Origin of the sequence: Dysgonomonas sp. PH5-45 (assembly GCF_029893235.1) — a bacterium.
Taxonomy (GTDB): Bacteria; Bacteroidota; Bacteroidia; order Bacteroidales; family Dysgonomonadaceae; genus UBA1309.
In genome coordinates this window covers 41,157-53,172 of record NZ_JARXWE010000021.1, presented here as the reverse complement: position 1 = coordinate 53,172, position 12,016 = coordinate 41,157, and the positions used below count along the sequence as shown (strand labels likewise).

Here is a 12,016-nt window from a genome sequence, read left to right as displayed (position 1 = left end):
AGGCGTGGGAGATATTAAGTTCTTTATGTACAGACTGGCGATGCTATATTCGTGATATGTGACAAGGTTTATCAACCGGGAAAATCCGCTGACCCGTTTTTCAGACATCGTAGCAAACAGCTGCTGATTCCTTATGTTTGTTTTTTCTTGGTGTTTTATGCTTTTTGGTTAGTTGCCGGACGAAAAATAGGGGATGGTCTTGATGTTAACATACCGTTTTATGAGCCGATACTGGAATATTTGTATGGACGTCCATACCATGTTTGTTGGCCTTTGTGGTTTGTTCCTTGTTTGTTTTTGATGCAATGCCTGTTTTATGCTTTAAATAAATGGGTGAAAAATAAATCTGGCTTAACTTTATTGTTGTTGGTTTTCCCTTTTGTACCTTATATTATAGATTTATCGGGTACTCCATTCATGTTCAACTTGGTTTGCTCATATATTCCTTTTTATGGTGTAGCGTTTCTTTATAGGGATTATTTACTCCGTTTTTTAGAAGGCAGAAAACGTTATATCCTTGCTTTAGGCTTCTTTATTTTATACCTCTTTTTGGTTTGGACGTATATTGAGGTTGACGACTCCTATCTGAAAATAGCGATTAAGACTTTGGCCTGCTTTTCGGTTATTGTACCTTTATTTGTCTTGCTGAAGGCTCTTTCGTCTGTATTTGGACGTGTGAAGATTGTAGAATATATAACAACGAACGCCATAGTGGTGCTGGCTTGCCATACATACCTTATTCGTATATTCCAGCTTTTGATTGTTCATTTTATAGGAAAAGAGTATTGGGCTGATAGCTATTGGTTGAAGTTTGGTATTGTTATAGCTATCCTGTTCTTAATGCTTATACCGATATGGGGCATAAACCGGTATTTGCCTTTTATGCTGGGGAAGGGACGTTTATTTGAAAAGAAATAAAACAATAAAACAGTTTTTTGTAAAAGAATAATGCAAAAATATAAGCTGTGAGCTATGTTAAATGCGTTTTTGTTTTACAATTTGCTATACAACATGTTTTTGTTAATTCCTAATCACTTTTTTTTTTGCAAATTTGTGAAAATTCAGTATTAACTTTTAATAAAAAAATAAACTAAGTATGGATTTCACTAAAAAACCTTGGGCTGAGCCTTACCGTATCAAAATGGTTGAACCATTGAAAGTAACTACTCGCGAATATCGTTTGCAAAAAATTAAAGAAGCAGGATGGAATACTTTTCTGTTGCATTCGGACGATGTGTATATCGACCTGCTTACCGATAGTGGTACAAACGCGATGAGCGATAATCAATGGGCAGGAATGATGATTGGTGACGAAGCTTATGCCGGAAGTAGAAGTTACTATAAATTGGACGAAGTTTGTAAAAAATATTATGGATACAAATTTGTTTTGCCTACCCACCAAGGTCGTGGAGCCGAAAACTTATTGAGTAAATGTACAATAAAACCCGGACAATATGTTGCCGGAAATATGTATTTTACTACAACACGCCAACACCAGGAAATTGCCGGAGGTACATTCGTTGACGTTATTATTGACGAAGCACACAAGAGCCAATCGGATCATCCTTTCAAAGGAAATATTGATGTGGCCAAATTCGAGAAACTAATTAAAGAAAAAGGTGCTGAGAATATTGCTTATATTACCGTAGGTGCCCCTGTTAATATGGCAGGTGGACAGCCGGTTAGTATGGCTAACATGAAAGAATTGTCAACTTTGGCGCACAAACATGGTATTAAAGTTGTTTTGGATGCTACACGTAACATCGAAAATGCTTATTTCATCCAACAACGTGAAAAAGGCTATGAAAACAAATCGGTAGCCGAAATTAACCGTGAATTCTGTTCGTATAGCGATGCTGCAACAGTCAGTGCCAAGAAAGACCTTATCGTGAACATCGGAGGTTTGGTGATGTGTAATGACGAAGATTTGTTTGACGAACTTCGTAGTTTGACAGTAGTTTACGAAGGTATGCCTACTTACGGAGGTCTTGCCGGACGCGATATGGAAGCTATGGCTCGCGGTCTTGAAGAAGCTATACAAGACGAAACCATTGCGGCTCGTATAAAACAAGTTGAATACTTTGGAAATCTCTTGCTCGAAGCCGGAGTTCCTATCGTGACTCCTATCGGTGGGCATGGTATCTTTATTGATGCTAAAAAATTCTATCCTCATATACCACAAGACCAATTCACTGCGCAAAAACTTGCGGGCGATATCTATGTTGAGTGTGGCTTGCGGGCGATGGAAAGAGGTATCGTATCGGCAGGACGTAACAAAGAGACAGGCGACCATTATTACCCAGAATTGGAGCTTGTACGCCTTACTATTCCTCGTCGTGTTTATACGCAATCGCACTTCGATTTGGTAGCTTATAACCTTGCCGAAATGTATAAAAACAGACATAATGCAAGAGGTTTGAAAATGGTTTATGAGCCTAAATTCTTGCGTTTCTTCCAAGCCAGATTTGAAGAGCTGTAATTTTGCGAGAAGCTTTAGTTTAAACAAAATGTTTTAAAATAGATAACCTCTCCGTCACCAGGCGGAGAGGTTTTTCGTTTTCATATCATAAATAAAGCCAGTTCTTTTATTCTTTCAAGAAGCATAGTTTGTTGGGGTTATAGGCTCTTTTATTGAAACAGCAGCTTATATATATAAAAATAAAGTGAAAGAAAGATAGTGGGAGAGTATTGTGTTTAATCATTGATTTTTAATTAAGTACAAATTTTCACAAAAAAAGGTTTAACGGGATGTAATATTGATGATGTCTTTTTTTACGACTTATTTTTGTCTCTTTCGGTTTTATTTATACATTTGCGTTTTGAAAAGTGTGTGTCCGATAACGGATATTGCATGTTTCATTGAATAAATTTTAAATAAAACGAACTTATATTGTTCGAACACAAAATGGGTAAAATTGCACTTATAACAGGTATTACAGGTCAGGACGGAGCTTATTTGGCTGAGTTCTTGATAAAAAAAGGATATACTGTTCACGGAATAAAAAGAAGATCGTCACTTTTTAACACGGATCGTATTGACCATTTGTATCAAGATCCGCATATAGAGCACCGGAATCTGATTCTCCATTATGGAGATATGACCGATAGTATGAATCTTACCCGGATAATTGGGGATGTACGGCCAGACGAAATTTATAATCTGGCGGCAATGAGCCATGTGAAAGTGAGTTTTGATACTCCTGAATATACAGCAAATGCAGATGGTATCGGGACATTACGCATCCTTGAAGCTGTTCGTTTGTTGAAAATGGTTGATAAAACTCGTATCTATCAGGCTTCTACATCCGAATTGTATGGATTGGTGCAGGAAATACCGCAAAAAGAAACAACACCGTTCTATCCACGTAGTCCGTATGCCGTAGCAAAGATGTATGCTTATTGGATTACGGTGAATTACAGGGAGGCTTATGGAATACATGCAAGTAATGGTATTTTGTTTAACCATGAGTCGCCATTGCGAGGCGAAACTTTTGTAACAAGAAAAGTAACAAGGGCTGTATCCAGAATAGTTTTGGGCTTGCAACAGGACGTTTATATGGGAAACCTGTCGAGCAAACGCGATTGGGGACATGCCAAAGATTATATAAAGGCAATGTATCTTATCCTGCAGCAGGATACGCCCGATGATTATGTGATATCGACGGGAGTAACAACCACTATACGGGATTTTATAAAGATGTCGTTCCTTGAAGTTGGTGTTACAGTTTCTTTTAAAGGCGAAGGCGCTGACGAAGAAGGATATATTGATTCGGTTAACGATGCGAAGTTTACAGAAACCGTTGGTGCCGAATATTTAGATGGTTTTAAAGCCAGAATAGGGCAAGCTGTTGTAAAAGTAGATCCGGCATATTTTAGACCTACCGAGGTTGACCTTCTTATAGGAGATAATACAAAGGCTCGGACAAAATTAGGTTGGGAGCCAACATACAACCTTGAAGCATTGTGCAACGATATGATGGTACATGATGTTGCATTAATGAAAAAAGAAGATTTTCTTAAAAACGGAGGCTACCGGATCAACAACTATTTTGAGTAAATAGAATAATGATTGACAAGAGTTCGAAAATATATATTGCCGGGCATAGAGGTTTAGTTGGTTCTGCAATATTAAAGAATTTGCAGGATAAAGGATATTCTAATTTTGTATTGAGGAGTCATTCAGAATTAGATCTTACTGACCAAAGAGCAGTTGCTGATTTCTTTAAAGAAGAAAAACCGGAATATGTTATCTTAGCAGCGGCTAAGGTTGGAGGAATTGTTGCCAATAATACATACAGAGCCGACTTTATATACGAAAATACGATGATTCAGAATAATGTGATTCATCAGTCGTACCTCAATGGAGTGAAAAAACTTGTGTTTTTGGGTAGTACATGTATATACCCTAAAGAAGCACCTCAGCCAATGGCTGAAGACACTTTGCTCACATCGCCTTTGGAGTACACAAACGAACCGTATGCCATAGCTAAAATAGCCGGAATAAAAATGTGCGAAAGCTATAACATCCAATACGGGACAAATTTTGTATCGGTGATGCCCACAAATTTGTATGGGCCAAATGATAACTTTAACTTAGAGACATCGCATGTATTGCCGGCAATGATAAGGAAAATACATTTGAGCAAGTGTCTTGAAAACAACGATTGGGATAGTATACGCGAAGATTTGAACATTCGCCCTATCGAAAACGTTAATGGTGAATGTGAACAATCTGTAATATTGTCTGTTTTTAATAAGTACGGTATAGACGTAAATAAAGACGGCAGAATTGAACTAAAACTATGGGGCACAGGAAAGCCTATGAGAGAGTTTCTCTGGAGCGAAGATATGGCTGATGCAACGGTGTTTGTGATGGAGACTGTGAACTTTTTAGATTTAGTAAATGTTATAAACAGTAAAGAAATAAGAAATACTCACATAAATATTGGAACAGGTAAAGAAATATCTATTTATGATGCGGCGTTTCTTATAAAAAGAATAATAGGGTTTTCGGGTGAAATTAGTTTTGATTCTTCAAAACCGGATGGAACAATGCGAAAACTTACCGATGTATCGAAACTCAATTCATTAGGGTGGAAATATAGTGTCGGTCTTGAAAGTGGAATAGAGAAATTATATAATTGGTATTTAAATAAAAACTATTAAATTGTTTAACTATAATTTGAATTGATTATGAAAAAAGTAGGTTTACTTTTAATTTTATGTTTAGCTACGCTAACTGCTTCTGCTCAAGAAAGTGGTATAAGTGCTGAAGCTGGAAGAAAAACTACATTCGTTAAGAATGGTTTTTGGGATAACTGGTTCTTAGGTGCTGGTGCGAGTGCTTCTATCTATGTTGGTCCTGGCGATCAGCATGCGGATATCCTTAACAGACTGACAGTGACTCCAACTTTATTTGTTGGTAAATGGTTCAATCCTTATTGGGGTGGACGTTTGACACTTCAATCGGGTTCTATCCATACATTCAGTGGAGGTGATGCTCAGGTTATGCACTCAATGAAAGAAATTGGTGCTCACGTAGACGTAATGTTTAATGTTACAAATTATCTTTGTAATTACAACAGCAAACGTTTCTACAACTTCATTCTTAATGGTGGTGTTGGGGTAACACAGGTAAGAAACGGTGGTTATGATGCTTCTATTTCTTCATACCCTGTTACATTCCACTTCGGTTTGCTTAACACATTCAGACTCTCTGACAGAGTTTCGGCTTTTGTTGAGTTAGGTGGTGACTTAGTTGAGAAAAAATTCGATACAAATCACGCAAACGAAGTGATTAAAGATCAACCTCATGGATGGAGACCAATCGGTCGTGCAACAGCAGGTCTTACTCTTAAATTGGGTGGAAAAGACTTCACTGAAGCAGTTCTTGCAGACCAAGCTCAAATTGATGGTTTGAACGCTGAAATCAACCGTCTAAGAGCTGAAAATGCAGAATTGAGCAAACGTCCAAAATCTTGCCCAGAGCAAAAACCATGTCCTCAAGTTAAAACTCCTGCTCCAGTTGAAACTAGCAGCACTTATGTTCCTAATGTAGTATTCTTCCGTATTGGTAGCGCAGCTATTGACAAAAATCAAGAAGTTAGCATATTCAATACTGCTGAATATTTGAAAGCTAACCCAAGTTCTAAAGTTAAAGTTGTAGGTTATGCTGACAAGAAAACAGGTACAGCTAAGTTCAATGACAAACTTTCTGAAAAACGTGCTAAAACAGTAGCTAAAACTCTTGTTGACAAATACGGAATCAGCAACGATCGCGTATCTGTTGAGTGGAAAGGTTCTGCTGAACAACCTTACAAAGTTAACGAATGGAACCGTGTAGCAATTTTCTTTGCTGACTAATCAAGAAGGTTTCTTAAACAATAATAAAAGGTCACGGGGTCAAGACTCCGTGACCTTTTTTGTTTATCACCACGTTCTTGGTAAATATATTCTGTTCGTATATTTTAGCTTTTGTTGGTAGTGTAATCTGGTTATAATGTTTTAATTTTATGGTGAGATTCGAGTTTAATTTATTAGTCAGATTAATATAATGGAAAGAAAGCAAAAAGCAGATAAAGGGGAAGTTTATCCTAAAATTCCTGTATCCGTTTATAAACATCTTCATGAGATATTAAACAACAATCTGCAGGAGGCTGAAATTCGTGATTTGAAGAATATACTATTCCGGACTTTGAGAAGCTCTGCTCCGAAAGACCGGTCAAGCATTTATGGAACAGACCTCATACTGGCAACAATAAATACAGTTTTCGTAATTGTGCAGGAATTGGGGTTGAAGCATACATCTATATTGGCGGCTCTGTTGTATCGCCCTGTTCAGCAAAAAGTTGTATCGCTATACGAAGTAGAAAAACTTTTTGGAAAGGATGTAGGCAATATTGTACAAGGTTTAATAAAGGTGAGTGAACTGGATACCAACCAGTCAACGCTTGGCTCTGACAATTTTTTGAAATTGCTGCTTTCGTTTGCCGAAGATATGAGGGTTATACTCATTATGATTGCAAATAGATTGTATCTGATGAGGTATGCCAGGTATATGGACGAAAAAGCACGCTTCAGGCTTACCATCGAAGTGTTTTCCCTATATATTCCCCTGTCTCATAAATTGGGTTTGTATAAGGTGAAGTCGGAGATGGAAGACCTCTACTTGAAATATACCGATAGGGAAGCATACGATTTTATCTCACATAAAATTAATGAAAGTAAAGCCTCGCGCGATAAATATATAGCCCGATTTATAGCTCCAATAAACGAAAAACTGAAGTCTACAGGTTTGCAGTACGATATAAAAGGGCGGACAAAATCTATTTATTCGATAAATAATAAGCTAAAAAAACAGCAGATAGACTTTGAATCTATTTACGACCTTTTTGCCATTCGCATAGTCTTGGATTCGGATTTGGAAAAAGAAAAATCGGAATGCTGGCAAACTTATTCCATCGTCACAGATTTATATGTGCCTAATCCGAAAAGGTTGAAAGACTGGCTCTCCATACCTAAAAGTAATGGCTATGAATCTTTGCATACAACGGTTATGGGACCAGAGTCGCGTTGGGTTGAAGTACAAATCAGAACTCGCCGGATGGATGAGATTGCCGAACGGGGACTTGCTGCCCATTGGAAGTACAAAGGGGTGAAAAGTCAATCGAATGTCGACGATTGGTTGACTAACCTGCGCGAAACACTTGAAAACCGAAGCCTTGACCTTCAGGAAAAGATGGAGGACTTCAAGCTTGATATTTATGACGACGAAGTATATGTGTTTACCCCTAAAGGTGACTTGCACAAGCTACCGCAAGGGGCTACTGTTCTGGATTTTGCTTTCTCGATACACTCAAAGTTAGGATGTTCTTGTGTATCGGGCAAGGTAAACGGACGGAATGTGCCTATTCGTTATAAACTAAAAAGTGGAGATCAGGTAGAGATAATTACCTCCGTAAACCAGACCCCGAAACAAGATTGGTTAAACTTTGTGACCACAACAAAGGCACGGAATAAAATACGGCAGAGCTTGAAGGAAGAATCGAGCAAACAGGTTGACGATGCAAAGGAGCTGCTCAGACGCAGGTTTAAAAACCGGAAAATAGAAGAAGACGATGCAACCTTGATGCGGCTCATAAAAAAACTGGGCTTTAAGAATGTTACCGATTTTTACGTGAAAATAGCTGAAAAATCGTTGGACGTTAACCATGTTATAGATCGGTATCTTGAGTTAGAAAACAAAGATTCGGAGTTAAGAGAAAAGCACGGACCTGTCAGCGCCGAGGAATATATTGTACATAGCGAAGAATCGCTGGAAGGGCATCACTATGGCAGCGACGAACTGATAATAGATAAGAATCTGACGGGGATCGAATATCAACTGGCTAAATGTTGCAACCCTATTTACGGGGACGAAATATTTGGGTTCATTTCATCGCATGGAATAAAGATACACCGCAAAAACTGCCCTAATGCTCGCGATATGTTCACACGGTTTGCTTACCGGGTTTTGGCGGCTCGCTGGTCGGGCAAGTTTGGAGCGGCATATACGGTTACCTTGCGGGTGATTGGGCATGACGATATTGGTATAATAACCAATCTGACGTCAATCATATCGAAAGAGGATGGAGTCGTTTTGCGCTCTATCAATATAGATTCGGACGATGGTATTTTTCAGGGAAACCTGTCTGTTACACTTAGCAACACGCAAGTTTTGGATGGACTCATCAAAAAACTGAAAACCGTAAAAGGCGTTAAGCAAATTTCAAGGCTCAACGGTTAAGTTGTATTTTGGTTGTTTCAATACCGAACACGCTTTGAATTTTCAAAGCGGAAAACTCCTCTTCGCTCTTTCTGAACCGATACTCTTTAAAACTTTATGACGACCTCCCGATTTGCTGATAATCTGGATGTTGACGCTATTGGGCTTGTTGCACCTTTGATGGATAAATATGCGCAATTTTATGAAAATAATTGACTGGAAATAAATGAGTAAAAAAATAAAGGTGTTGTTGAAAACAAGAGAGGCTATCCACTTTTAGGACAGCCTCTTTCTGTATAAAATGTAGATTTGATTGTTTATCGAACAATAACTTTTTCGGTAAATTGTTTGTTACCGTTTGTTACCTTAACGATGTATAGGCCACTGTTTGCGGAAACAGAATTTGTTGTATTGTTTATGCTCTTAATAAGTCTTCCCATAGCATCGTAAATCTGAGCTGATGTGAATTCACCGTCAATAACGATTGATGAGCCTTCTGCATGAACATAAGCTGTTTTTTCGTCAACTTGAGGATCTGAAATACTCATTTTTTCTTCGATATAAACAGATTCTGCATTATAAACTTTACAACCGTTAGGCTCAGAATCGTAGGCAGATAAGAAGGCGGCAATCGACATCTGATTAACATCCATATTTGCAGGAATATTGAAGCTATATGTTGCGCTATAAGTATCTCCATCGAAAGAAACAGCATCACCCCAAACGCCACTCAAAACGGCTCTTACAACGTGGTTGTGGTAATAAGCTCCAGAAACTCCACTTTGTGTTCCTTTTATGCTGTCTTCTACTAAGTAGACAGTTAGGTTAAGGTCTTTGTTTATTTCCGATACGAACCGAGATTCGCCAGATACAGTTACATTAAGCTTTCTGTTTGCCGGATTATAATTTTTGTCAATGTTTACAGACGCAAAAGCATAGTTATCACTAAGCGAGTCTGTAAATAGAGCTAATTGTTCCAGAGTACGAACAGCAAATACCGGACCTTCGGCTGGTTTATTACTGCTGTTTATGGCACCTAAAGAAGAAAGGTTGGTTCTGTCTAACATCGAAGCCGGAGCATAAACCGCAGGAGAGTTATAAAACCACAAGTAGCTATTATGCGCATCGATAGTCATTTCATCACTTTGATAACCAGAATGATGAGCAACCATGATGACATTTGGACGTGTTTCCAATACACTTTCCCATTTCAGGTGAGCAGGATAACAGTTTGGACATGGCGACGTTGTGAAATGCTCTAAAAGAACACGCTTGTTATAAAAATCGCCAAAGCGGATTTCGTTCGCTAATGTGTTATCAGTGATATCATCTTCTTTCACACCTCCATTTATGTTCGAGATAGTAACTTCGATAGGCAGTGTGCTTTCTTCGGCAACAGTTACATTATCTATCACGAAGTCTTTGGCAAAACGGTTGTATACATTGATGTTTTCAACAGGAACAGTGATAGGGTCGTTATCACCTACTTTATAAACCACATCAAAGCTATTGATGGTTGTCGCAGCTGTATTATATACTGTTCCTTTAATAGAAAATCCCGTATTGGTTTTTTGAAGTGAAGGAACACTCATAGAAGTGAAGTCAACATTACAAGTTGTGTAATCGTCTCTTTCAACAGAACCTAAAATAGCAGTATTACTATTGTGGCTTGAAAGATTTGCCCAACTATACATGCTGGTAGACCCCGCGTTTCTATAAGCTATCCAACAGTTATTTGTGCCTTCGCTCCCGGAAACAACACCAAACTGTGTACGTGCCACGGCAGTCCCTTTGTAGCAAATGGCAAGGTTGTCATCTTCAATTGTAAAAGGTTCATCCAAAACAATTTCATTCCACCCGCCACTCTTAAGAGTAATGTCTTGTGTGTATAACGGTGTTCCGCCTTTTGTTTTGGCAATGTAAAGTTGGGTGTTAGTTACCTCGTTATCAACACCAATGAATACTTTGGTTAATTTGCCACCAACAAAATCGCTTATTTGATCGGCTGGAATAACCATTGCTAATATAAAATCAGAATCGAAAGCCAAACCAACTCCGGTAAACCCTTTTGTTGTTGGATCAGCATACCCTAATGTTTTTGCCTGCGTGCTACTGGCCACAGCCGATGGGTAGATTTCAGGTTTTGTTGTTGATGCCGACCGTATGAGGCCTTGAGCACAAACCCCTCCTATCAAAAATTGAGTGAGGAGTAAAAACAGTAAACTTCTTTTCATTTTAATCTTTTTACTTTAGTTTGAATGAAACAATTAGAAAATTTTTAAGTGTTTGACATAGTAATTTAATATATCTATCGCAAAAGTAATTTATTTCTATATAGTTGAAAGAATTTTAAAAGCTAAAAACTCATAATATAGATTTCTGATATTTTATGCTTAAGAACATGATTCTTTTGGTTTTATAAACTCTGTAAGTGTTTAGCCATTTCTTCTTGTAGTTTCCGTGCTTCTTCTTTTGCGGCATGGGCAAATTTTGCGGTTTTGTCGGCATAAATAATGCTGCGTGAGGAGTTAACCAAAAGCCCGCATTGGCTATTCATTCCATATTTCACCACTTCGGCAAGGCTTCCGCCCTGTGCGCCCACACCGGGAACAAGCAGGAAGTGATCAGGAACATGTTTGCGTATCTGGGCAAACATTGAGCCTTGTGTTGCACCTACTACATACATCATTTGTTGGTCCGTACCCCATTTTTGCGATTTTTTCAGAACGGTTTCGAACAAACACTCTCCGTTTCTGTCTTCTATCAACTGAAAGTCGGAAGACCCTTTGTTTGATGTCAATGCCAACAGGATGACCCATTTGCCTTCATATGCGAGGAAAGGCGTCACACTATCTTCGCCCATGTAAGGGGCTACCGTAACGGCGTTTGCTTTTAGATGATTGAATGCCGATGCGGCGTACATGTCGGAGGTGTTGCCTATATCCCCACGTTTGGCATCGAGAATGATGAACTGGTCGGGATATTTTGTCCGGATATATTCTATTGTTTTTTCGAGTGCATAAATACCTTTTATACCAATGCTTTCGTAAAAAGCCGTGTTTGGCTTGTAGGCCACACAATAGGGAGCTGTTGCATCTATTATTGCTTTGTTAAAAGCATAGATAGGATCTTCTTCCTGAAGCAGGTGTTCGGGTATTTTTTTTATATCAGTATCTAAGCCAACACAAAGAAAAGACTGTTTTTTCTTTATGTTTTCAAAAAGTTCTTGCTTTGTCATTATTCTTTATTTTT

At 38.4% G+C, this 12,016-nt stretch carries 8 protein-coding genes; 6 read left to right on the top strand and 2 right to left on the bottom strand.

Annotated elements, in window-relative coordinates; genetic code table 11:
• Positions 1-51: 51 nt before the first annotated feature.
• From M2132_RS08580 to M2132_RS08555, 6 genes are all read left to right on the top strand, one after another.
• Complete coding sequence (locus M2132_RS08580) at positions 52-918, top strand: acyltransferase (protein WP_280672948.1); 867 nt, start codon at positions 52-54, stop codon at positions 916-918.
• Positions 919-1,096: 178 nt separating this feature from the next.
• Positions 1,097-2,479, top strand: a complete 1,383-nt coding sequence (locus M2132_RS08575) for a tyrosine phenol-lyase (protein ID WP_280672947.1) — start codon at positions 1,097-1,099, stop codon at positions 2,477-2,479.
• Between the two features lie 426 nt (positions 2,480-2,905).
• Complete coding sequence (gmd, locus tag M2132_RS08570) at positions 2,906-4,057, top strand: GDP-mannose 4,6-dehydratase (RefSeq protein ID WP_280672946.1); 1,152 nt, start codon at positions 2,906-2,908, stop codon at positions 4,055-4,057.
• Positions 4,058-4,068: 11 nt separating this feature from the next.
• Positions 4,069-5,166, top strand: coding sequence for a GDP-L-fucose synthase (locus tag M2132_RS08565; RefSeq protein WP_280672949.1), 1,098 nt, complete (start codon positions 4,069-4,071; stop codon positions 5,164-5,166).
• Between the two features lie 27 nt (positions 5,167-5,193).
• On the top strand, positions 5,194-6,363 hold the full coding sequence (locus tag M2132_RS08560; RefSeq protein ID WP_280672945.1) for an OmpA family protein: 1,170 nt from the start codon (positions 5,194-5,196) through the stop codon (positions 6,361-6,363).
• 190 nt (positions 6,364-6,553) lie between these two features.
• On the top strand, positions 6,554-8,785 hold the full coding sequence (locus tag M2132_RS08555; RefSeq protein WP_280672944.1) for a bifunctional (p)ppGpp synthetase/guanosine-3',5'-bis(diphosphate) 3'-pyrophosphohydrolase: 2,232 nt from the start codon (positions 6,554-6,556) through the stop codon (positions 8,783-8,785).
• A gap of 296 nt (positions 8,786-9,081) precedes the next feature.
• On the opposite strand, the gene M2132_RS08550 is transcribed toward M2132_RS08555, so the two are convergent.
• Together M2132_RS08550 and pyrF are read right to left on the bottom strand one after the other, a co-directional pair.
• A complete protein-coding gene (locus M2132_RS08550) occupies positions 9,082-10,998 on the bottom strand; it encodes an Omp28-related outer membrane protein (protein WP_280672943.1) in 1,917 nt (638 codons plus the stop codon).
• Positions 10,999-11,180: 182 nt separating this feature from the next.
• Positions 11,181-12,002, bottom strand: a complete 822-nt coding sequence (gene pyrF / locus M2132_RS08545; protein WP_280672942.1) for an orotidine-5'-phosphate decarboxylase — start codon at positions 12,000-12,002, stop codon at positions 11,181-11,183.
• Positions 12,003-12,016: the final 14 nt, after the last annotated feature.

Bases quoted from the DNA above. Each gene is read 5' to 3' on its own strand.
- M2132_RS08575 (WP_280672947.1), top strand. From the start codon at position 1,097: ATGGATTTCACTAAAAAACCTTGGGCTGAGCCTTACCGTATCAAAATG.
- gmd (WP_280672946.1), top strand. From the start codon at position 2,906: ATGGGTAAAATTGCACTTATAACAGGTATTACAGGTCAGGACGGAGCT.
- M2132_RS08560 (WP_280672945.1), top strand. From the start codon at position 5,194: ATGAAAAAAGTAGGTTTACTTTTAATTTTATGTTTAGCTACGCTAACT.
- M2132_RS08555 (WP_280672944.1), top strand. From the start codon at position 6,554: ATGGAAAGAAAGCAAAAAGCAGATAAAGGGGAAGTTTATCCTAAAATT.
- M2132_RS08550 (WP_280672943.1), bottom strand. From the start codon at position 10,998: ATGAAAAGAAGTTTACTGTTTTTACTCCTCACTCAATTTTTGATAGGA.
- pyrF (WP_280672942.1), bottom strand. From the start codon at position 12,002: ATGACAAAGCAAGAACTTTTTGAAAACATAAAGAAAAAACAGTCTTTT.